The organism is Amycolatopsis keratiniphila (assembly GCF_000400635.2).
GTDB classification, from domain to species: Bacteria; Actinomycetota; Actinomycetes; order Mycobacteriales; family Pseudonocardiaceae; genus Amycolatopsis; species Amycolatopsis keratiniphila.
Map to the genome: position 1 here is coordinate 1,766,828 of NC_021252.1, position 22,836 is coordinate 1,789,663.

Consider the following 22,836-nt stretch of genomic DNA (forward strand, 5'->3'; position numbering starts at 1 on the left):
CTCTCCGGTGCGCTCCGGCGCGAGTCAAGGTGATGTGCGACCGGGGTCGAACGCGTAGCCCATGCCGCGCGCGGTGCGGATGTGGCCCGCCCCGATCTTGCGGCGCAGGGTGCGGACGTAGACGTCGACGATGTTGGAGCCCGGGTCGAAGTCGTACCCCCACACGTGGGAGAGGATCTGCTCGCGGGTCAGCACCTGGCCCTGGTGGCGGATGAACAGCTCCAGCAGGGCGAACTCGCGCGAGGTCAGGTCGACGCCGGTGCCGTCGACGTCCGCGCGGCGCGTGCGCAGATCCAGCGACAGCGGGCCCGCGTGCAGCACGGTGGTCTCGGCGACGAGTTCGGTGCGGCGCAGCCGGAGCCGGATCCTGGCCAGCAGCTCGTCGAAGCGGAACGGTTTGGCCATGTAGTCGTCGGCGCCGCCTTCAAGCCCGGCCAGGGTGGTCTGCGGCGAATCGTGCGCGGTGAGGATCACCACCGGGGTGGTGTTGTGGTGTTCGCGCAGCGTCCGAAGCACGGACAGGCCGTCGCGGGAGGGCAGGCCGAGGTCGAGCACCAGCAGGTCGTAGCCGTCACCGAGGGCGTACTGGAGGGCCTGCTCACCGTCCGCGACGACGGTGGTGGTGAAGCCGTTGGCGACGAGCCCCTTGCGGACGAACGAGGCGATGCGCTCCTCGTCCTCGGCGATCAGGATGCGGGCCACGGCGTGCCTCCTTCGGCTGGATGAACAGGGATCTCGATGGTGAACCGGGCGCCGCGGCCGCGTGCCGACTCCAGGCGCACCAGGCCGTGCTGGGCCTCGGCGATGGCGCGCACGATCGCCAGTCCGAGCCCGGCCCCGCTCCGATGGCCGCCCGACGGTCCCCGGTTGAACCGCTGGAAGATCCTCTCGGCGTCCTCCTGCGGGACACCCGGACCGTGGTCGGCCACCCAGAACGACACGGTGTCCTCGGAGACGGCCGAGCCGATCAGGATCTCGTCACCGTCTTCGGTGTGCTGGACGGCGTTCTGGGCCAGTTGCACCACGGCCTGGGTCGTGCGCTGCTCGTCGAGCGGCACCTGGCCCTCACCGAGCGCCTCCAGCCGCCAGCGACGATCGCCGATGGTGCGGACCTTGGCGTAAAGGTCGCTGGTCAGCTCGGTGACGTCGGTGGGGGCAAGGGTGACGAAGTCGGGCTGTTCGGCCTTGGCCAGCAGCAGGAGATCGCCGACGATGCGGTTCATCCGGTCCAGCTCGTCGACGCACAGCCGGATCGCCTCGGCCCGAGCGACCGGGTCGTCGTCGAGCAGTTCGAGGTGGCCGAGCACGATCGTGATGGGGGTTCGCAGCTCGTGGCCGGCGTCGTCGAGGAAGCGCCGCTGGGTGGCGAACGCGAGGTCGAGCCGGTCGAGCATGGCGTTGAACTGTTCGGCGAGCGCGGCGACGTCGTCGCGGCCGTCCACCGGGATGCGTCGGGTCAGGTCGTGTTCGGTGATCTCGGCGGCGGCGCGGCGCACCAGCCGCACCGGGGCGAGGATCTGCCCGGCGACCAGCCAGGCCGCGGCCCCGGCCAGGACGAGCCCGAGCAACCCGACGAACAGCAGGGTCCGCACGGTGGTGGCGATCTCGGCACGGTCGCGGTCCACGAAGTAGCCGACGACGAAGGAACCCCGGTCGCCCTCGCGGGTGCCGGACGCGTCGACGCGGATCCAGCGCATCTCCCCGGCGGGGGTCTCGACGCTGCCGCTGCGCGCCGGGTCCGCGAGGATCGGGTTCAGCAGTCCCGGGCTTTCGCCAAGCCGGAACGGTTCCTCGCGGTCCTGCAGGATCGGCCCGGACGACGGCGTCCAGGCCAGCACCACTTCGTCGTCGTCGACGTACTGGCGCCGCAGATGCGCCGAAAGCGCGGACCGCACGTCCGGGAACGGCTGCCCGGTGGCGCGATCCACCCCTTCTTCCAGTACCTGGCCGAGTTCGGCGGCTTCCTGTTCGAGCGCGGCGTTGACGTCGCTGTCGACCTCGCGCAGCAACAGGTTGTAGGTGACCAGCGTCGTCGACACCGTCACCACGGCGACGAGCAGCAGCAGCCAGCCCATGATCCGGATCCGCGCGGGGACCGCCCGCATCCTGGGTTCAGTCGTCGTCGGCACCGTCGTCGTCCTGGTCGTCGCCAGGCGGGACCACCGGGGGCGGTGGCACGACCACCGGCGTCGAACTGCTCGGCGGTGGGGGTGGAGCCGGGTGATCTCGCAGCTTCACCTCGATCGGTGGCCGCGGCGCGGGCGGCTCCGGCCACGCCCAGGTGACCGCCGCCGCACCGAGCGGGAGCGCCACGGCGGCGACGAGGAGGGCGATACGCGGCGAACGGGCCATGGCTCCACCTTCCCGGCCGTCGATGTGGCGAAAATGAGGACAAGATGAAGGAATCTTCACATAACGGGCACGGACAGGCGGGTGCCGACCAGCACGATCCGCAGCAACCGTTCGGCGGCGTCGGTCAGGAACTCCGCTCCGCGCAAGATCGCCTCGTCCAGAGCCACCGGACCGGGCTGGATGGCCTGGAAGGCGTCGATACCGACCGCGTAGGTGGTGTCGGCGTCCAGACCGATCCGCCCGGCGAGCGCGACCACCGGCTTGCCGTGCGCCTTGGCCCGGCGTGCCACCTCGGCGGGCACCTTCCCGTACGGGGTCTGGGCGTCGATCGTGCCCTCGGCGGTGACCACGAGATCGGCCGTCGCCAGCCGCGCGTCGAGGTCGACGTGGTCCAGCAGGACCTCGAAACGGGGCAGCAGCCGGGCTCCCAGCGCCGCGCACAGTCCCGCGCCGAGGCCGCCGGAAGCACCCGATCCGGGGGTGAGTGCGACGTCTGCGCCCAGGTCGCGGCGCAGGACGCCGGCCCAGTTGTCCAGCGCGGCGGCGAGTCTTTCCACCTGCTCGGGGGTCGCGCCCTTCTGCGGGCCGAACACCCTCGCCACGCCGCGGGGGCCGCACAGCACGTTGTGCGGGTTGACCGCCAGCCGGAGCTCGGTGTCCGCGAGTCTCGGATCGAGGCCGGACACGTCGATATGCCGGGCCCGCGCCAGCTCCGCCCCGCCGGGGCCCACCTCCTGACCGGCGCGGTCGAGCACCCGGGCACCCAGCGCCTGGAGCGCCCCGGCCCCGCCGTCGGACACGCCGGAGTCGCCGCAGCCGATGAGCACCGACGAACAACCCGAGTCGAGCGCGGCGATCATCAGCTCGCCGACGCCCCGGCTGGTGGTGCGCCCGGGGTCGCGGCGATCGGCGGGCACCAGGCGGAGCCCCGCGGCCGCCGCCATCTCGACCACCGCCGTCGAGCCGTCGCCGAGAATCGCGAAATGGGAGCGCACCGGCAGCCCGACCGGCCCGGTGACGACGGTGTCCACGATCTTCCCGCCGGTGCTCCCGGCCAGCGCCGCGGCCGAACCCTCCCCGCCGTCCACGAGTGGGACGCGGTCGATCTCCGCGAACGGGACGACCCGCAGCACGCCCTCGGCGATGGCGTCGGCGGCGGCTTCGGCGCCGAGACTTTCCTTGAACCCACTGGGGGCGACAACGATCCGCATGACTTCCTCCTGATGGGTCAGGGCACGAGTGGCAGGCCGAGGGACGGCCAGACGAGCAAGGCGAAGACGGCGACCACGACCACGTGCAGCGGCGCGAGCACTTTCGAAAGCCGGAGCAGGTCGCGGGACGAATAAGTCGGCACGCCGTCGATGCCGGAGAACAGGGCGACGGGTTTGGCGGACGAGGTGAGGGTGTGGCAGAACCCCGCCGCCGCGGTGGAGGCGAACACCGCCGCGGCCGGGGCCAGCCCGGTGGCCGTCGCGAGCGGGATCACCACCGGCACCAGCACCGAAGACCGCGCCGACCGGGACTGCACCGCCAGGTGCGCGGCCGTGCTCACCACGATCACCGCCATCAGTACGACCCACGCCGGCGCGCCTCGGACCGGACTCAAAGCCACGTCCGCCACCCACGCCGCCGCGCCCGACGCCACCAGCGCCCCGCCCAGCGCGGCCGTCGCGGCGGTGAACAGCAGCAACGACCACGGCACGGTCTTCAGCGCCGTACCAGTGGTGACCCGATGCGGCGGCACGCACATCGCCAAGGCACCGACGAGGCCGACCAGCGCGGGCGGCAGTCCGTGCCACGGCTCGGTGCACCACAGCACCAGCACGGCTCCGATGGTGACCGCCGCGAACCGCTCCGTCCGCGTCCACGGCCCTCGCGGTGGGAACTCGGCGCGCAGGTCGAACCGCTCACGGCGGTCTTCGCGGGTGGTGAACAACCGCAGGACGACCTCGGCCGCGAGATGGGACGAGACCACCGCCAGCGGCAGGCCCAGCAAGAGCCAGCGCAGGAAGCCGATGCCGTCGCCGGTCGCTTCACGCAGGAGCTGGTCGGCCACCAGATGCGTGCCCGCGCCGATGAGCGTCGAGACCGCCGAGAGCAGCACCACCGTCGGGAACAGCACCGAAAGCGCCTTGACCATCCGCGGGAGCGCGCCCGCCAAGGCGGTGAACACCGGCACGGCCAGCGCCGCCCGCCCCGACGTCGAAGGGACCACCAGCGACGAGACCACCAACGCGACCGTCGACAGATGCGCCAGCCCGCGCACCGATCGCGCCCGCGCGGGAACCATGGCCACGAACCGGTCGACCAGCCCCGATCCGGTCAGCCCCGCCGCCAGCACGAACGCCGCGATCAGCAGCCACACCAGATCCGCGCCGAGGGTGGCGAACAGATCGGCGGGCGCCAGCACTCCGGCCACGGCCAGGACGGCCACCGCCGCAAGCGCGATCCACGTGTCGTCCAGGCTGGTCAGGACCCAGGCACCCACCGCCGCAGCGAAGACGGCCAGGACCAGTGCGCCTTGCCAGCCCGGCCCGCCGGGTACGAGCGCGGTGCCCAGTGCCGGGATGGCTGCTGTGGGGATCAGCCATGCCTTGGTGTGCTTGGGTTTTCCGGAGTGGGTGGGCTTTCTTGGTGGGCTGGTCGTGTAGGTGTAGGCGGTCACGGTGATCAGCTTGTGGCGCGCTCCTGAATCGTCCGTTAAGGACGGATGAGGAGGTCTTCATGTTTGGCTTGGCGGCTGTTGCCGTGCGGCGGGCAGGTTCTGAGGGGCTCTGGTTTTGCGGGTGCCGGTGTTTTGGTCGTGACCGGTCCGTTGGTGATGGACTGTGTGGATTTTGGGACGTTGGATGTCCCGAAATCCACACGGTCACTGGCGCTGGGCATGCCGAGGGGCCCGTCGCCTGGGTGGCTGGCGGGCTCCTCGGGGCCTAGACGTGATGCAGGGTGTTGCGCCGGGGTTTTCGGAGCGGGTCCCTGTACTGGGGTGGGATAAATTCAGGTAACCCGTCGGCGGCCATGCGTACTTCCCAGTCACCGTGATGGATCAGCCGGTGGTGGAAACCGCAGAGCAGCACGAGATTTCGGAGATCTGTCGGTCCGCCGTCTGCCCAGTGCTCGATATGGTGAGCGTGGCAATTCTTGGGTTTCCGATGACATCCAGGGAACGCGCAGCCACCGTCGCGGAGGTTCAGCGCACGTCTCTGGCCAGGGGTGACGAACCGTCTCAGCCGCCCCATATCCAGAGGTTCACCCGAGGAACCCATCACCACCGGCAACATCAGACAGTCGCAGGCCGCGAGCCGGGCTTCCCGCGCGGTCATCGTGCCGACGAAGTCGAGGCAGGCGGTGCCGAGACCGGACTTCAACTCTTCCAACCCGACGGTCACGTGGACGAGGGTGCGATAGCCGCTGGTGCCGGGCTGGTCTGGACAGGCGATGGCCAGATCGAGAAGTTCGGCCCAGGCATCCCCCATGCGCTCGCACTTCATCCGCAGATCCGCCTGTCCGAATTCGTCGACGGGGCGTGGTTGGGCGTGTGCTTCCAACGCAGCCGCGGTGCGGGCACCGGTCTCGTCGTCGAGCAGGCCGGTGAGTTTCCAGAAGCCGTCTTTCCGGCGTTCCAGGGTGATTTCCCGGCGTGGTTCCTTGGGCTCGGGATCCTTCGGCTCGTTGCCGTCGGGATTCAGCCAGCCCATCAGTTTCGCTTCGGCCTTGGAGAGTTGCCGGGGTCCGGCGGTCGGGGCGAGGTCCGCGAGGATCTTCTCCGCGCACGCCCGATCCTCAGCCGAGATGTCGGCCGGGAGGTTTTTCAAGATCTCCAGGATCTGATCGATCCGTTCATCCCCGACCAGTCCCTGAGCGGCGACCGCGGCGGTGCAGGGAGCAACAGGCGGAACCTCGGTGCCATCCAGAGCACGGGTGGGATTCAGGGCAAGAGCCCGCTTCACCACCGCGCCCGCTTCGCCGCGCGACAGCCCCGCGATCTCGGCGAGCCAGCTCGCTGTACTGCCGTGCCCGTACAAGTCTTTGACGCCACGATTCTCGATCTCCGCCAGAAACTGCCCCAACCCGGCAGTGGCCATGCGAATCACCTGCAAGAACTGCTGCGCGCCATGCGCAAGCTCCAGCTTGCCGGCACGCCACAACTCCTGCGGCAACTCGGGGAGAAAGGTCTCGGACACCCCTCAATAATACCGTAAACCCATCGAACATGTGTTCGTAATTTTAAGCAACAAGGCCACTTGCGCGGACAACACTGAAGGGTGAAACAGTCGCCAACGCCGAATTACCCTGAGCGAATCGCATTTAGTCGACTAAATGCGGCGAAGGGCGGCGACCTCCGCCCGCAGCGAAACGACCGCCTCGGCCAGATCCACCGGATCGACGGTGGCCGCCCATTCCCGGATGAGCACGGATCGCCGCCGCTCGACCTCTTTCTCCTTGTCGCGGATGAGGCCCGCCTGGGTGTACTCCTGCGCATCGACGGCCGCTTCCTTGCGTCGCCGGTATTCGGCGATCTGGGAAGTCAGTGCGTCGATCTCAAAGGGCGGGTCCACGGGGCCGCGCGCAACGGAACTTCCCCAGACGGCGTTCTCATCCAGAAAGGGAGCCCAAATCCGCGCATGAGCCTCCCGCACCCGCTCCTCGGTCACCCCGTGTTCGCCCAGGACGCGAGCCGCTCCGCCCCCGGCGGCCAGCAGGCCCACGACCAACTCCACCAGCCCCGAGGATCGAGGCACGCCAAGGACTTCGGCCGTGACCGGATAGCCGTCGACGGTCCCGGCGACAGGCGACGAAGGAGCTTTCTCCAGTTGCCACACAAGGACATCGCGAGAGATCCCCAAAGCGCCAGGGAGTGCATGCCCCACACCGTCGTCGAGAACCACGAGCAGAAGTTCCTCGCCCCCGATGCGGTCGTGTCCCAGCCGGACCGCGTGCGCGTGCGCCCGCTCCAGCAGGCTCACGCCGACCGCTCCGACGAAGAGTCACCGATCCGCGGGAAAGGGGCGGTGGAGAAGATGATCTCCACCGTCACCTCGAAGAACTCCGCGATCCGCAGGGCGAGGTAGAGGCTCGGGCTGTACTCGCCGCGTTCGAGGTAGCCGATGGTCTGGTAGTGCACGCCCAGCGCATCGGCGAGTTCGCGGCGGGAGATGCCCCGTTCCGCCCGCAACATCGCGATCCGGTTGTAAACGACCTCGCTCATGAGCTAGCCAATTCGCTGCATCGCCTTTTCCCGTCGTGCCGCCACCGAGGACCCGGACTCGCGCCGCGCCATGCGCCGCAGGACGACCGGGGCCAGCGTCAATCCGATCACGGCCCACACCGACAGCACGCCGAGGGTCTCCCAAGGCCGCCAGGACTGGCCGATCTCGATGATCACCGTCGACTCCGGCAGCAGCGCGGACCGCATGCCGAGGCCGAGCCAGTACATCGGGAACACCTGCCCGAGGTACTGCAGCCATTCCGGCAGGGCGGTGATCGGGTAGAAGATCCCCGAGATCGCGCCGATCCCCAGTGTCGGCAGCATGATCAGCCCGATGCTGCGCGCGTTCGAGGTCAGCGAGCCGAAGATCGCGCCGATCGGCATGGTGGCGAGCAGGCCGATCACCAGCACCCACAGCAGGCCCAGCCACGACGTCAGCCCGCCGGGAGCGATGCCGTCGAACAGGATCAGGCTGGGGATCAGGACCAGCAGCATGCCGATGACGGTGCTCAACGACACCGTGACGACCTTGCCGACGAGGTAGCCGATCATGCCGTTCGGCGTGGCCTTGGCGCGCAGGAGCGTGCCGTCTTCCCGTTCGACGGCGAGGACTCCCGCCATCCCGAGCATGCCGCTGAACACGATCGACGCGCCCAGCACGCTCGGCACGGTGGCGGCGCCGAGCGAGAACTCCGTGCCCGGCAGTTTCGCGCCGCGCATGAAGAACATGACGATCACGAAGATCGCCGGGAAGAGGAAGGTGTTGAAGAGGTCTTCCCGGTTGGTCATCATCTGGCGGGCTTCGAGCCAGCCGCGCCGGACGCCCAGCCGGACACTGTGCTGAATCGTGTTCATCGCGCGCCCACCGCCTCCAGGGACTCGGCCTTGCGGACCAGGGTCATGTACGTGTCTTCGAGCGACGCCCGCCGGACCTCGAGATCGCCGATGGCGTCCCCGTGCTGTTTGAACAGTTCGTGCACGTACTTCGTCGATTCGGTCGTGGAGTGCACGAACCGCTGGCCGTGCAGCGTCCAGCGCACCTCGGCCTCGCCGGCGATCTGCCTGCTCAGCGCGTCGGCCGAACCGTCGGCCACGATGCGGCCGTGGTTCAGGATCAGGATCCGGTCGGCCAGCTTCTCGGCCTCGTCGAGGTCGTGCGTGGTCAGCAGGATCGTCGTGTCGTCGTCATCGGTCAGCCGGTGCACGAGGTCGTGGAACTCGCGCCGCGCCTCCGGGTCCAGCCCGGCGGTCGGCTCGTCGAGGAACAGCAGTTCCGGGCGGCCGACGATGCCGATCGCGACGTCGAGCCGTCGCCGTTGCCCGCCCGAGAGCATCCGGACCCGCTTGTCCGCGTGCTCGGTCAGGCCGACCGCGGCGACCAGTTCGTCCGGATCCCACGGCCGCTTGATGCGATCCGTGGAGTACGGCGCGTAGTAGCCGCCCAGGTGCTCCAGCAGCTCGCGCACCCGCCATTTCGCGTGGTCGCGCCAGGCCTGGAGGACGACCCCCAGCCGCGCCCTCCAGTTCTCGTCGGCGTGCGCCGGGTCGACGCCCAGCACGCTGACCTCGCCCTCCGACCGCATCCGGAAGCCTTCGAGGATCTCGATCGTCGTGGTCTTGCCCGCCCCGTTCGGGCCGAGCAGGCAGATCACCTCGCCGCGGTGCGCGGTGAAGTCGACGCCGTGGAGGACGTCGTTCGTGCCGTACCGCATCCGGAGATCTTTGACGGAGATCATCACGTCCTGTGGATCTCTCATTTGGTCACCCCCATCTCAGTTCTGCGATCGAATGTAGCACACCTACTACATATGATCTGAGACATACTCTCGGTGGAATCGGCCATCTACAGTGAGCGCATGTCCACGAGCGCACGTGTCCGAGCCGACGCGTGCCCTGGTGTTTTCGCCACGCACGACGCGGCCGACGGTCCGCTCGCCCGGATCCGGCTGCCCGGCGGGGCCATCTCGGCGGCACAGTTCAGGGCACTCGCCGACGCCGCCGACGACCTCGGTGACGGCGCACTCCACCTGACCTCCCGCGGCAACGTGCAGCTGCGCGGCGTCACCCGGCCGGGTCTCGCGGGGAGGCTCGCCGCGGCCGGGCTCCTGCCTTCGCCGTCGCACGAACGCGTCCGCAACATCCTCGCGTCGCCGCTGAGCGACACCGCGCAAAAGCTCGCTCGGGAACTCGACGAAGCCTTGTGTGCCGTTCCGGAGCTGGCAAACCTCCCGGGACGGTTCCTTTTCGCCTTCGACGGCGGCCAGGGCGACGTCGCCGGTGAGGGTGCCGACGTCTGCTGGCGCGACGGTGCCGTGCTGCTCGCCGGCGAGGACACCGGCCTGCGCGTCCCCGCCGGACAGGCCGTCGAGACGCTGCTCTCGGTCGCGCGCGCGTTCCTTCGGACGAGGGGAACGGCGTGGCGGATCGGCGAACTCGCCGACATCGAGCCGCTGCTCAGGGGCATCCCAGGCGACACGACGGAGCCGCGGCGGTTCGAGGTGAACCCGGGCCTCCCGATCGGGCCGATCGGTGACGCGATCGGGGTCGCCCCGGTCTTCGGCAGGCTCACCTCGGCCCAGGCACGCGCGATCGCGAAGGCCGGGAACGCCGTGGTCACGCCGTGGCGGTCGATCCTGGTCCTCGGTCCGTTGGCGCCGGACACAGGGCTGATCACCGATCCGGACGCGCCCTCGCTCGGGGTCAGCGCCTGCATCGGGCAGCCGGGCTGTGCCAAGTCGCTCGCCGACGTGCGGGCCGACGCGGCGCGGGTCGGGCGAACGCCGAGGGCTCATTTCGCCGGTTGTGAACGGCGCTGCGGCAAACCCGCGCGCGAGCACGTCGACGTGCTCGCGACGGAGGACGGTTATCTGGTCGACGGGGCGTTCGTCCCGGTCGGCGAGCTGGCGAGAACGTTGGCGGAGAAAGGGACACAGTGATCGACTACATCCGGGACGGGGCCGAGATCTACCGGCATTCGTTCGCCACCATCCGTGAGGAGGCGGATCTCGCGATCCTGCCCGACGACGTCGCGGTGCTGGCCGTGCGGATGATCCACGCCTGCGGGATGGTCGACCTGGTCGACGATCTCCGCTACAGCCTGGACGTGGTGGAATCCGGCCGCGCCGCGCTCGAAGCGGGCGCGCCGATCCTGTGCGACGCGAACATGATCGCCTCCGGGGTGACCCGCAAACGTTTGCCTGCCGCCAACGAGGTGCTGTGCACGCTGTCCGATCCGAAGGTGCCCGGGCTGGCCGAGCGGATGGGCACCACCCGGTCCGCGGCCGCGCTGGAGCTGTGGCGCGACAAGCTGCCCGGTTCCGTGGTGGCGATCGGCAACGCGCCCACCGCGCTGTTCCGCCTCCTGGAACTGCTCGAAGAGGGCGTCGGCGCGCCGGCGGCGATCATCGGCGTCCCGGTGGGCTTCATCGGCGCGGCCGAGTCCAAAGTGGAGCTCGCGAAGCGGGCGCCCGCCCCGTACCTGGTGGTGCACGGACGACGCGGCGGCAGCGCGATGGCCGTCGCCGCGATCAACGCGATGGCGAGTGAGGTCGAATGAGCGGGAAACTCTGGGGTGTCGGGCTCGGACCCGGTGACCCGGAACTGATGACGGTCAAGGCCGCGCGCCTGATCGGCGAGGCCGACGTCATCGCCTATCACAGCGCGCGGCACGGCCGGAGCATCGCGCGTTCGGTCGCCGAGCCGTACCTGCGTGACGGGCAGATCGAGGAGAAGCTCGTCTACCCGGTCACCACGGAGACCACCGACCACCCCGGCGGCTACGAAGGCGCCATCGCCGACTTCTACGAGCTGAGCGCGAAACGGCTCGCCGAACACCTCGACGCCGGACGCGACGTCGTCGTGCTCTGCGAAGGCGACCCGTTCTTCTACGGCTCCTACATGTACATGCACGAACGGCTCGCCGACCGCTACGAGGCGACCGTGGTGCCGGGCGTGACGTCGGTCAGCGCGGCGTCGTCGGTGCTCGGCCGCCCGCTGGTGCAGCGCGACGAGGTCCTCACGATCCTGCCGGGCACACTGCCCGCCCCGGAGCTCGCGCGCCGCCTGGCCGACACGCAGGCAGCGGCGGTGCTCAAACTCGGCCGCACGTTCGGCAACGTCCGCGAGGCCTTGGCCGAGGCCGGGAAACTGGACGACGCCTTCTACGTCGAACGGGCGACTTGGCCGGCGCAGCGCGTCGAGCCGCTCGCCGACGTCGACCCGGAGTCGGTGCCGTACTTCTCGCTGGCGCTGCTGCCCAGTCCCGCCTACGCCTCCCGCCTCGCCGACGAACCCGAGGTCACCCGTGAGGTGGAAACGCACACCGGCGGCGAGGTCGTGGTCGTCGGCCTGGGCCCGGCGGGTCCGGACTGGCTGACCCCCGAAGCGACCGCGGAACTGGCCGCGGCGGAGCACATCGTCGGGTACGGCCCGTACGTCGCCCGGGTGCCGCAGCGCGCGGGCCAGCAGCGGCACGCGTCGGGCAATCGCGTCGAGGCCGGCCGCGCCGTCGAGGCACTGGAACTGGCCGCGAACGGAGCCAGGGTCGCGGTGGTTTCGTCGGGCGATCCTGGCGTGTTCGCGATGGCGTCGGCCGTGCTGGAGCAGGTCGCGGCCGGGCACGGCGCGGGTGTCCGGGTGCGGGTCGTGCCGGGCGTGACCGCCGCGCAAGCGGCCGCGTCCCGGGTCGGCGCGCCGCTGGGCCACGACTACTGCGTGCTTTCGCTCTCCGACCGGCTCAAGCCGTGGGAGATCATCGAACGACGGCTCGACGCGGCGGGCGCGGCGGATCTCGTGCTCGCGCTGTACAACCCGGCGTCGCGCACGCGGACCGCGCAACTCGCGCAGGCCCGCGACGTCCTGCTCCGGCACCGCGCGCCGGAGACGCCGGTGGTCGTCGCCCGCGACGTCGGCGGGCCCGAGGAGGACATCCGCGTGGTCACCCTCGGCACCCTCGATCCGGCCGGTGTGGACATGCGCTGCCTGCTGATCATCGGCTCGTCGAAGACCCGCGCCGAGAACGGCGTCGTCTGGACACCGCGTACCTACGACTGACGGCCCAGCCCGGCGTTCCGGGCTTGGGCGAGCAACACCTCCCGGTCGTCCGTGCCGGCCTTGGCGTGGATCGACGTGACGACGTTGCGCACGGTCTTGGGCGCGAGCCCCAGCTGCCGCGCGGCGGCCGGGATGGTCAGGCCGCCCGCCAGGAGGTCGAGCACCTCGTGTTCGCGCGGGGTCAGCCGCGGGAACGCCCGCATCGGCTGTGAAGCGGCGAGCAGGCCGTAGAGCCGGTCCGCGGCGCGCTCGCCGAAGAGCACCGCACCCGCCGCCACCCCGCGGATGAAGCGGACCAGGTCGTCGGGGCCCGCGCTGCGGGACAGCACGCCGCGGGCGCCCGCGAGCATCGCGGCGACCACGAGTTCGCCGTCGCCGGGCGGGGTCAGCACCAGCACGGCGGTGCCCGGTACGCGGGACGACACCTCGCGTGTCACGGCGAGCCCGTCGAGCGAGGGCGGGTGGACGGACAGGACGAGGACGTCCGGCCGCAGCGCCCTGGCGTGCCAGACCGCCTCACGTTCGTCGGGGGTGTGAGCGACCACCTCCAGCTCCGAGGACGCGGGCGGTTCGGGGACGCCCGCGAAGACCACGGTCACCGCATGGGTTCGAATCGGCACGCCATCGGTTGTAGCGCAGAACTTTTGTACAGTGTCCGGCCGTTTTCGGTGAACAATGTCCATTCGATAACGCTTGGACGATCAGGGGGGCCTGGTGCCGAGACGCGAGCGACCGCTGGGGCCTGGCGACGACGTCGTCGTGAGCTTCGCGGCGGACCTTCGCCTGCTGCGCGAGAAGGCGGGCGGGCCGACGTACCGCGAACTCTCGACCCGCGCGGGCTACTCGGCCGCCGCGCTCTCCGAAGCCGCGGGCGGGCGGAAGCTGCCCGGGCTCGCGGTCACCACGGCGTACGTCACCGCGTGCGGTGGTGACGTCGCGGCGTGGGAGGAGCGCTGGCGCGCGGTCGCCGCCGGGCTCGCCGCGGCCTCCGGCGTACGCGACGAAACCGAACTCCCGTACCTCGGATTGGCCGCGTTCCAGACCGCCGACGCCGACCGCTTCTTCGGCCGCGAGCGGCTGGTCGCCGAGCTGACCGGCAAGCTGGCGGAGAAACGACTCGTCGGGGTCTTCGGTGCCTCGGGGTCGGGGAAGTCGTCGGTCCTGCGGGCCGGGCTGGCGGCGGCGAGCGAACGCCCCGTCGTCCTCCGCACGCCGGGGGCGCATTCACTCGACGAGGACCTCGACGCCGAGGGACGACTGCTGATCGTCGACCAGTTCGAGGAGGTCTACACGCTCTGCCAAGACCGGATCGAACGCGAGAAATTCATCGACGCCCTGGTCGCACTCTCCCGCGACGAGCACGGCACGCGGGTCGTCCTCGGTGTCCGCGCGGACTTCTACGGTCACCTCTGCCGTCACGCCGGTCTGGTCGAGGCGCTCACCGACGCGCAGGTGATGGTGGGCCCGATGACCGCCGACGAGCTCCGGACCGCGATCGTCGAACCCGCCGTCCGCGCGGGCTGCCGGGTCGAGGCGGCGCTGGTCACGACGCTCGTCGCCGACGCCACCGGCCAGCCCGCAATGCTGCCGCTGGTGTCGCACGCGTTGCTGGAGACCTGGCGGCGGCGTCAGGGGATCACGCTGACCAGCGCGGCGTACGAGGCGGCGGGCGGGATCCTCAACGCGATCGCGCGGACCGCGGAGGCGGTCTACACGGATCTGGAGCCGGACCGGCAGCGCGTCGTGCGGCAGATCTTCCTTCGCCTGACCGCGCTCGGCGAAGGCACCGAAGACACGAAGCGCCGTCTCAACCGGCGCGAACTCGACGACGACCCGGCGACGACGGAGGTGCTCGAACGCCTCGCCGACGCGCGTCTGCTCGTCCTCGACCGCGACGGCGTCGAGATCGCCCACGAGGCCTTGATCCGCAGCTGGCCGCGGCTGCGCGACTGGCTCGCGGAGGACCGCGAAGGGCACCGCCTGCACCGGCAACTGGCCGAGGCGACCGAGCTGTGGGAGTCGCTGGATCGCGACAAGGGCAGTCTCTATCGCGGCACGCGGCTGGGTCTCGCGGCCGAATGGGCGGAGCGGGAGCCGGACGCGCTGAGCGCGCGCGAGCGGACGTTCCTTCAGGCCGGGCTCGACGCCGAAGCCGAGGAGACCGCCGTCGGCCGCAAACGGACGCGGAGGCTGCGAAGGCTCGTCGCGCTCCTCGGTGTCCTGCTGCTCTTGGCGGGTGTCGCCGTGGGGTACGCCGTCGACGCCGGGCGGACCGCCACCGAACAACGGAACGAGGCGCTCGCGCGGAAAGCCGTCGTCGACGCGAAGACGTTGCGGGAGTCGAATCCGGCGCTGTCGACCCAGCTCAGTCTCGCCGCGTACCGGCTCGCGCCGATCCAGGAGACCCACGACGGCCTGCTCGCGTCGATGGCGGTGCCGTTCGCCACCCGGATGGTCTTCGACCTGGGCGACGTCACCGTCGCGCTGAGCGGGCAGCTCATGATCACCTCCGACGCCTACCGGGCGACGCAGGTGTGGTCCATCGCAGACTCGCGGCAGCCGGATCTCCTGTCGACGCTGCCCGGTTCGGTGGAGGTCCGCGGTCCGCTGGCGTTCAGCCGCGACGGGCGCGCGCTGGCGACGGCCACCCGGGACCATCGGGTCCGGCTCTGGGATCTGACCGATCCACGGCGACCGGTGCGGAAAGCGGACGTCACCGGGCATCGGGACGTCCTGCTCTCCCTCGACTTCAGCCAGGACGGCCGTCTGCTCGTCAGCGGCTCGGTCGACCGGACGGTCCGGCTCACCGACGTCGGCGACCTCGGCGCGCCGAAACCGCTCGGCGGTATCCCGGCCGAACAGCTCGAACGCGCCGTCCTGAGCCCCGGCGGCAAGCTGCTCGCGGTCACGAACACGAACTGGACGGCGGAGCTCTGGGACGTCACCACCCCGTCCGCGCCGCGACGGCGCTCCGTCCTTTCCGGACACAAGGATCTTCAGCTCACCCCGTCGTGGAGCCCGGACGGCAAGCGGCTGCTCACCACCAGCTGGGATCGCACCGCGAAGCTGTGGGACGTCGCCGATCCGGCGGCGCCGCGGCCACTGTCGACGTTGACCACCCCGGCCGTGGTCTGGGCGGCCGGGTTCAGCCCGAGCGGCAGGCTGGTGGTGACCGCGGGGGACGACCAGTCCGTGCGTCTCTGGGACGTCACGGGACCGGCGAAGGAACTGCCGCCGCTGTCCGGGCACACGAACTCCATCTGGTGGACCGCGTTCTCCCCGGACGGCAAGACCATCGTGTCCACCAGCGCCGACCGCACCGTCCGGCTTCAGGACGTCGGCGAACTCGCGCTGGCGTCGAGCGCGGGCTGGAACGTCGGCACCTTCCTCGAACAGGGGCGCATCCTCGTCACCGCGGGGGACGACGTGCGGTTGTGGTCGATGGACGATCTGCGTGCCCCGAGGCAGCTTTCGAAGCTTCCCGGCCCGGCGACCGTCACCGCGGTCGCGGTGAGCCCGGACCGGCGGAGTCTCGCGCTGGCCGCGCACGCCGGCGCCGGAGTCGGCGGGACGTTCGTGCTCCAGCGCTGGGACATCGGCGAGCCGACGGCTCCGAAACTACTGGCGTCGACCGAGGTCTTGCCGACCTACTCGCTCGCCTTCAGCCCGGACGGGAAGACCTTCGCCTCCGGCCGCGACGACGGACCGATCACGCTCTGGGACGTCAGCGATCCCCGGCGGTTCACCGGGCCGCGGGATCTGCCGGTCGGCGACGGCACGGTGTGGTCGCTCGCGTTCACCCCCGACGGACGGACGCTCGTGGCGAGCCAGGGGCCGGACTCGTCCGCGGTGACCCTGTGGGACGTCGCCGATCCCCAGCGGCCCAGCCTGGTGTCGACCCTGCGGCCCGACGGCGGCACGGTGTTCAAGATGGCGCTCAGCCCCGACGGCCGCACGGTCGCCGCGGGCGGCAGCGACCGGAACGTCTACCTCTGGGACATCACCGATCGCGCGCACGTCGCGGGGCCGGTCAAACTGGGCGGGCACGCCGAAGGCGTCGGGCCGCTCGCGTTCGGCCCGGACGGCCGGGAACTGGCGGCGTCGGCGTTCCGGACGGTGCGGGTGTGGAATGTGGCCGATCCGCGGAAACCGGTGGAGACGACGCAGCTCACCGGTTTCGGGGCGACGGTCAACTCGCTGGCGTACCGGGACGACGGGCATACGCTCGCGATCGGGAGCAGCGGCGTCCAGCTGTGGCAGACGGACACCACGAAGGTGAGCGAGGAGATCTGCAGGCTGGCGACGCCGAGGATCACGCGGGAAGAGTGGGAGAAGTACTTTCCGGGGCTCGAATACGCGCCACCGTGCGGATGATTGACTTTCCACAAAGGACATCAGTCGGCAAGCGGATGTCCGTTTGATGTTTAGCTGTACGGTTTTCGCTGGGGCTGCGGCTGATCCAACCTGCGTCAGTAGGCACTAGCGGAGTGGTGTGGGCTGAAGGCTCCCTTCACCGAGTCTGATGCGACGAAAGGAGCCTTCGCCCCCGGTCGGCCACGGGGAGCGGCGGTTCGGTCGCAGGTGTCGCCTCGTGAGTGTTTCGGGTCGTTAGAACGACCCAAAACACTCACGACCCCCACTTGATCAGTGGATGGACGACTTGCCTCCGCCGGCGATGCGAAAGCCACGTTCGTAACCGGCGAACTGGGTGGACAGGGCCCGACGGGGCCGAGAAGTGGACGGAGTAACTCCCTCCGTAATAAACATATAGCGCATGGGGGGACTTGCCACAAGACCCCGGTGATGCCTCAGACTCACTCGCCGTAGCCGAAACCTGGCGAAATGGGAGTCTGTGTCAACTCAGGGTCATGAAGAAGAGCTCCGGTCCGAACGCGAATACGTCGCCGGGCTCTACACACGCCTGGACGCCGAACGCGCGCGGGTGAAGGGGGAGTACCAGGCCGCGCTGGGCGGAACCGGCGGGACGGCCATGGAACGTGACGTCGAGGTGCGCGCGCTGGCCAGGGAATCGCGGCGGCTGGACGTCGTCGACAACGGGCTGTGCTTCGGCAGGCTGGACAGCCTGGCGGGGGAGACCGCCCACATCGGCCGCATCGGTCTCTTCGACGAGGAGAACGACTACGAACCGGTGCTGCTCGACTGGCGGGCGCCGGCGGCGCGTCCGTTCTACACCGCGACCGCGGCGACGCCGGAGAAGATGCGCCGTCGCCGTCAGTTCCACACGCACGGCCGTGAGCTGCTCGGATTCACCGACGAGGTGTTCGGCCGTCCCGGCGGCGACGCGGAGGGTGACGCGGCGCTGCTCGCGGCCGTCAACGCGCCGCGTGGCGAGGGGATGCGGGACATCGTCGCGACGATCCAGGCCGAGCAGGACGAGATCATCCGGCACGAGCATCCCGGGGTGCTGGTGATCGAGGGCGGGCCGGGGACCGGGAAGACCGTGGTCGCGCTGCACCGCGTCGCGTACCTGCTCTACACGCAGCGCGAGCGGATGGAGCGCCACGGCGTGCTGGTGGTCGGGCCGAATCCGGCGTTCCTGCACCACATCGGCCGCGTCCTGCCGTCGCTGGGCGAGACCGACGTGGTGTTCATGACCACCGGCGACCTCGTGCCCGGCAAGCACGTCACCGCCGAGGACGGGCCGGAGGCCACGCGGCTCAAGGGTTCGCTGAAGATGCTGGACGTCCTCAAGGCCGCCGTCGCCGACCGGCAACGGCTGCCGGAGGAGCCGGTGCTGATCGACCTCGCCGACGTCACCGTGCGGATCGACGCCGAGACCGCGGAATGGGCCCGCGACGAGGCACGCAAGAGCGGCCTGCCGCACAACGAAGCACGCGGGACGTTCACCGACATCGTCACCTACGTGCTGACCGAGCGGGCGATCGCGCGGATCGGCCGCGGCTGGCTCAGCCGGGACGACCGCGACGAGTGGGAGCGGCTGCGGAAGGATCTGCTCAAGGAACTGGCGGAGAGCGAGACGTTCACCGCCGCGCTCGACGACCTTTGGCCGATCCTCACGCCCGAAAGCCTGCTGGGGACACTGCTCTCGTCCTCGGAGCGGCTTCGCGCGGCGGGGGCCGACCAGGCGCTCCTGCGCGCCGACGGCGAGGCCTGGACGGTGTCGGACATGCCGTTGCTCGACGAACTCGTCGACCTGCTCGGCCGTGACAAGGCGGAGGACAAGGCCGCCGAGATAGCGCTCGCGCGGGAGAAGAAGGCCGAGGCCGAGTACGCCGAAGGTGTGTTCGACACGATGAAACTCGACCGCGAGGAGATGGACGAGGACATCATGCTCTCGGCGGAGAACCTGCTCTTCGCCGACGAACTCGCCGACCGGTTCGTCGAGCACGACACGCGCAGCCTCGTCGAGCGTGCCTCGGCGGACCGGGACTGGACGTACCGGCACGTCGTGGTCGACGAGGCGCAGGAACTGTCCGAAATGGACTGGCGGGTGCTGATGCGGCGCTGTCCCAACCGGTCGTTCACCGTCGTCGGCGATCTGGCGCAGCGCCGGTCCGAGGCCGGGGCGCGCTCGTGGGACGCGATGCTGAAGCCGTACGTGCCGGGACGCTGGGTCTACCGCTCGCTGACGGTGAACTACCGGACCCCGGCGGAGATCATGGCCGTCGCGGCGTCGGTGCTCGCCGAGTTCGCGCCGGAGGTCCGGGCGCCGGAATCGGTGCGGTCGAACGGGGTTCGGCCGTGGGCACGGCAGGTCGACGCGGATTCGCTGGCCGGTGCCATCGAGGAGTTCGTCAAGGACGAGGCCGGGCGTGAAGGCACCAGTGTCGTGATCGGGCCGCCCGGCGTGCCGGGCACGGTGCCCGCGTCGGAGACGAAGGGACTCGAGTACGACGCCGTCCTCGTCGTGGACCCGGAGCGGATCCTGGCCGACGGTCCGCGAGGTGCCGCGGAGCTCTATGTGGCGCTGACGCGCGCTACGCAGCGGCTCGGCGTCCTTCACGAAGGCCCGCTGCCGCCCGCGTTGAGGGGGCTGAAGGACGCTTTCCCCGCATGAGACGCGACGAAAGCGTCCTTCACCGCGTCTGATGCGGTGAAGGACGCTTTCAGCCCACTAGCGCGTCGGGTCCTTGCCGTTCGGCTGCCGCGGTCCCGGGCCGGGTGACCACCAGCCGGGGACGACCTTCTCGCCGTGGACGATCGTCGGCGCGATCCCCTCGGTGAACGGTTCGACCTGCAGCAGCTGGCCCCAGGACTGGCTCGGCTGGCCGATCAGGTAGCTGGGCACCTCGGGTTCGGCCGCGACCTCTTCGAGCCAGCCGATCGGGCCGCCGTTGGTGCTGGACGCCCAGTTCGCCTCGTCGGCGACGGCGCCGGCGGTGATCCGGTACTCGGGCATCTTCGAGATGCCGTCGTGCGAGGTCACCGGCTGCACGCAGGGGTAGACGAACGACGCGGGCCAGTCGACGTACACCGGCTTGCCCGCGATCTTCTCGGTCAGCGTGGTGAACGTCGGCACGCGGGGCGCGGACGCGGCGATCCAGCCGTCCTCGGTGAGGTCGTTGTCGACGATGTTGATCCGCACGGACGTCGTCTCGGCCGGCAGGTCGCGCAGGTTGATCCGGGTGTCGTTCCAGCCGTTCGTCCCGGCGCCCGGCGGCAGCACGAACTGGCTGCGGACGACCTTCACGCCTTCGCTGGTGTTCACGCCGTAGTCGAGGCTGACCGACGTCGGCCGCCGGGCCGCGCCCGCGGTGGCGACCACGATCTGGCCGTCGGCCGGCTTTTCGGAGAGGGCGTACCAGTCGCTGCGCAGCCGCCCGGCCCGCGTCTCGGGGTCGAGGAAGCTGCTCCACATCGGGACTTCGTCGGGTTTGAAGCCGTGCGGCGGTTCGGCCAGCGGATCCTTGTCGTCGATCGCGCGGGTGTGGAACCCGGTCTGCACCCGGCCGTTGTCCTGCTCGGGGTCGGGCAGCGGCGGCGGGGTCTGCCCGGCGGGCGGCTCCTCCTTCTTCACCGGGACCGTCCGCTGTTCGGGCTGGGCCCGCAGGATGCTGGTCGCGGCGTCCCGTTCCACCATCACGTGGTCGGAGAGGTTGCAGCTCTTGCCGAACAGATGCCCGAAGTTCGCGGCGCCGAGGCTGTAGGAACCCTGCTGGTTGTGGATCGCCCACGCCATGCTGACGAACTCGCCCGTGGCCATCAGGCCGCAGACCACCACCAGCGAGAGCGAGCCGAGCCGCAGCGACCGGCTCCGCCCTTCCTGCGGCCCCGCCTGCAGGCCGGGCCGGTGCGCGCGGACGTTCTCCACGAACGCGTACACCCCGGAGATCGCGGCCGCGATCAGCAGGATGGTCGACAGCGGGATCCCGCCGATCGATGGCGCCACCGCGGTCCACTGCACGCCGAGTTTCGAGACGAACCAGTACGAGTTGGGCCCGGTCGCGGCCAGCGCGCCGACCACGAGCAGCCCGGCGAGGAACGCCGCACGGTTGCGCCGTGAGCGCAGCACCGTCGAGCTGGTCGCCAGCGCGGTCAACGCCGCCATGGCCGCGCCGACCGCGGCGAACGCGCCGAAGTGGTGCGTCCACTTGGTCGGGGTGAGCGCCAGCAGCAGGAAGAACAGCGCGACCGTGCCGATCAGGCGGCGGCTGGGGCCGAGCGCGGCGCCGGGGATCCGGCCGCGGCGCAGCAGCACCACCAGGCAGGTCCCGGTGCACAGCAGCACCAGCAGCACGGGGAACCGGCGGGGCACGGAGCCGTCCGGCAGGCTTTCGAACAGCAGCTGGTAGCGCGCGAGTTCCTGGAACCACGACAGGTTCGGGCCGACCAGGGTGCGGATCCGGGTCGCCTCCTGCACGGTGGCGAAGGTCTGGTCGGCGAACACCACGACCAGCACCAGCAGCCCGGCGGCCAGCACCGGCCCGAGCACCGGCAGCCAGCCGTTCTCGGCGCGCTGGCGGACCAGTTTGTACAGCGGGCGCGCGGCGACCAGGAACGGCGCGACCGCGATCAGCCCGGTCGGCGTCGCGGCCAGGGTGAACCCGGCCGCGGTCAGCCCGAGGCACAACGGCAGCAGACGGCGGGTCACCAGCGCGCGCTCGACGGCGCAGATCGCCAGCAGCGAGCCCAGCGCGGCGACCGGCTCCGGCCGGACCCCGTTGTTGAACGGCATCCACCAGACCAGGAACACCGCGGCGGCGGCCCAGCCGGCGGCGCGGCTCGTGCGGACCTGGGTGCCCAGACGCGGCATGACCTCGCGGCTGATCAGCAGCCAGCTCAGCACGCCGAGCACGAACGACGGGAGCCGGATCCACGGCGGCACCGTGCTGACGTGCGCCATCAGCTGATACACGTGGTAGAACCAGCCGAACGGCGCTTCGGCGACCCCGAACCAGCGGTGGTAGTTCGTGAGGTAGCCGGTCTCTTCGGCCACTCTCGACATCGTGAGGATGTAGCCGTCGTCCGAGGTGACCGGGCCGATGAACACCCACGCGCCGAGCGCGATGATCACCGTCGCGTCGCGGGCGGTCAGCCGCCACCAGCCGACCGGCGCCCAGCGTGGCGCGCGGCGGGCGAATCCGGAGTCCATCCGCCACACCGCGATCAGGCAGCCGATGAACGACAGCGCCGCGATGACGCCGACGATCCACTTCCACACCGTCGGCGAGGTCTGGTAGCGGGTGTCCGGGACGACCGAGACGTGCAGGCCGGCGATCGGGTCCTTGCTCGCGTTGATCGACGAGTAGATCCCCACCAACCGCGGCCGGACGTCGCCCTCGGCGTGGAAAACCACGGTCTCGGCGACGGTCACCGTCATCTGGTTCGCGTCCGCGCGGAGCTTGACGTCGCAGTTCTTTTCCGGGAGGGGCTGCTGCACGATCTGCTGGCCCTGGCTGGAGGCGAGCAGCACGCCGTTGTCGATGCGCAGCTGGAGGCCGACACCCTTGCCCGCGCGCGGGTCGGTGCGGCCGTCGGGCACGGTGGAGAACAACAGCGCCTGGCCCTGCGAACGCGCGTCCAGCGAACGGACGGTCGTGCACGGCAGGTCGACGCGCAGGTCCTGCGCCCAGTACCCGGTCAAGGGCGCGTTGACGGAGCGGGTGTCGCCGCCCGTTGGCCAGACGACCTCCGCTGTGTCCTGCACCACCGGCAGGAAGGGGAAAGCCAATGCGCACAAGGCGGACAGCAACCCCAGCGTGACAGCGATCAAACGCATCGGCGCAACGCTAACGGGTCTG

Annotated in this window: 17 protein-coding genes; 5 read left to right on the top strand and 12 right to left on the bottom strand. The window is 70.5% G+C overall.

What is annotated here, in order from left to right; translation table 11 throughout:
- Nucleotides 1-24: 24 nt before the first annotated feature.
- The 10 genes from AORI_RS49285 to AORI_RS49330 all read right to left on the bottom strand — a co-directional run bounded on the left by AORI_RS49285 (nucleotide 25) and on the right by AORI_RS49330 (nucleotide 9,318).
- Entirely contained in the window at nucleotides 25-702 is a 678-nt protein-coding gene (locus AORI_RS49285; RefSeq protein ID WP_016332050.1) for a response regulator transcription factor, read from the bottom strand.
- Nucleotides 687-2,129 carry a sensor histidine kinase gene (locus tag AORI_RS49290; RefSeq protein ID WP_228688319.1) on the bottom strand — a complete coding sequence of 481 codons (1,443 nt, stop codon included), beginning with the start codon at nucleotides 2,127-2,129 and terminating at the stop codon, nucleotides 687-689. The genes AORI_RS49285 and AORI_RS49290 overlap by 16 nt, the downstream gene beginning before the upstream one ends.
- Nucleotides 2,113-2,352, bottom strand: a complete 240-nt coding sequence (locus tag AORI_RS49295) for a hypothetical protein (protein ID WP_016332052.1) — start codon at nucleotides 2,350-2,352, stop codon at nucleotides 2,113-2,115. The genes AORI_RS49290 and AORI_RS49295 overlap by 17 nt, the downstream gene beginning before the upstream one ends.
- A gap of 56 nt (nucleotides 2,353-2,408) precedes the next feature.
- Nucleotides 2,409-3,563 (bottom strand): glycerate kinase family protein, encoded by a 1,155-nt coding sequence (locus AORI_RS49300; protein ID WP_016332053.1) that lies wholly within the window; start codon nucleotides 3,561-3,563, stop codon nucleotides 2,409-2,411.
- Nucleotides 3,564-3,580: 17 nt separating this feature from the next.
- The gene (locus tag AORI_RS49305; RefSeq protein WP_016332054.1) at nucleotides 3,581-5,017 is read right to left on the bottom strand and encodes an SLC13 family permease; all 1,437 of its coding nucleotides are present in this window, start codon (nucleotides 5,015-5,017) and stop codon (nucleotides 3,581-3,583) included.
- A gap of 265 nt (nucleotides 5,018-5,282) precedes the next feature.
- The gene (locus tag AORI_RS49310) at nucleotides 5,283-6,536 is read right to left on the bottom strand and encodes an HNH endonuclease signature motif containing protein (protein ID WP_016332055.1); all 1,254 of its coding nucleotides are present in this window, start codon (nucleotides 6,534-6,536) and stop codon (nucleotides 5,283-5,285) included.
- A gap of 132 nt (nucleotides 6,537-6,668) precedes the next feature.
- The gene (locus tag AORI_RS49315) at nucleotides 6,669-7,319 is read right to left on the bottom strand and encodes a UvrB/UvrC motif-containing protein (protein ID WP_016332056.1); all 651 of its coding nucleotides are present in this window, start codon (nucleotides 7,317-7,319) and stop codon (nucleotides 6,669-6,671) included.
- Complete coding sequence (locus AORI_RS49320; RefSeq protein WP_016332057.1) at nucleotides 7,316-7,561, bottom strand: helix-turn-helix transcriptional regulator; 246 nt, start codon at nucleotides 7,559-7,561, stop codon at nucleotides 7,316-7,318. The genes AORI_RS49315 and AORI_RS49320 overlap by 4 nt, the downstream gene beginning before the upstream one ends.
- Nucleotides 7,562-7,564: 3 nt before the next feature.
- Nucleotides 7,565-8,416, bottom strand: a complete 852-nt coding sequence (locus AORI_RS49325) for an ABC transporter permease (protein WP_016332058.1) — start codon at nucleotides 8,414-8,416, stop codon at nucleotides 7,565-7,567.
- Nucleotides 8,413-9,318 (bottom strand): ABC transporter ATP-binding protein, encoded by a 906-nt coding sequence (locus tag AORI_RS49330; RefSeq protein WP_016332059.1) that lies wholly within the window; start codon nucleotides 9,316-9,318, stop codon nucleotides 8,413-8,415. The genes AORI_RS49325 and AORI_RS49330 overlap by 4 nt, the downstream gene beginning before the upstream one ends.
- Nucleotides 9,319-9,417: 99 nt before the next feature.
- On the opposite strand from AORI_RS49330, the gene AORI_RS49335 reads away from it, so the two are divergent.
- From AORI_RS49335 to AORI_RS49345, 3 genes are read left to right on the top strand one after another with little or no spacing between them, the layout of a single operon-like run.
- Complete coding sequence (locus AORI_RS49335) at nucleotides 9,418-10,497, top strand: precorrin-3B synthase (RefSeq protein WP_043848624.1); 1,080 nt, start codon at nucleotides 9,418-9,420, stop codon at nucleotides 10,495-10,497.
- A complete protein-coding gene (locus AORI_RS49340) occupies nucleotides 10,494-11,117 on the top strand; it encodes a precorrin-8X methylmutase (protein WP_016332061.1) in 624 nt (207 codons plus the stop codon). Before AORI_RS49335 ends, AORI_RS49340 begins: the two co-directional genes overlap by 4 nt.
- Entirely contained in the window at nucleotides 11,114-12,613 is a 1,500-nt protein-coding gene (locus AORI_RS49345) for a precorrin-2 C(20)-methyltransferase (RefSeq protein WP_016332062.1), read from the top strand. The genes AORI_RS49340 and AORI_RS49345 overlap by 4 nt, the downstream gene beginning before the upstream one ends.
- Here the strand turns inward: AORI_RS49345 and AORI_RS49350 are convergent.
- The gene (locus tag AORI_RS49350; protein ID WP_228688320.1) at nucleotides 12,604-13,233 is read right to left on the bottom strand and encodes a response regulator; all 630 of its coding nucleotides are present in this window, start codon (nucleotides 13,231-13,233) and stop codon (nucleotides 12,604-12,606) included. The genes AORI_RS49345 and AORI_RS49350 overlap by 10 nt on opposite strands.
- A 94-nt stretch (nucleotides 13,234-13,327) precedes the next feature.
- On the opposite strand from AORI_RS49350, the gene AORI_RS49355 reads away from it, so the two are divergent.
- Nucleotides 13,328-16,987, top strand: a complete 3,660-nt coding sequence (locus AORI_RS49355; protein ID WP_051552934.1) for an nSTAND1 domain-containing NTPase — start codon at nucleotides 13,328-13,330, stop codon at nucleotides 16,985-16,987.
- A gap of 478 nt (nucleotides 16,988-17,465) precedes the next feature.
- On the top strand, nucleotides 17,466-19,652 hold the full coding sequence (gene helR, locus AORI_RS49360; protein ID WP_016332065.1) for an RNA polymerase recycling motor ATPase HelR: 2,187 nt from the start codon (nucleotides 17,466-17,468) through the stop codon (nucleotides 19,650-19,652).
- 57 nt (nucleotides 19,653-19,709) lie between these two features.
- On the opposite strand, the gene AORI_RS49365 is transcribed toward helR, so the two are convergent.
- Nucleotides 19,710-22,814 (bottom strand): arabinosyltransferase domain-containing protein, encoded by a 3,105-nt coding sequence (locus AORI_RS49365; protein WP_016332066.1) that lies wholly within the window; start codon nucleotides 22,812-22,814, stop codon nucleotides 19,710-19,712.
- Nucleotides 22,815-22,836 lie beyond the last annotated feature (22 nt).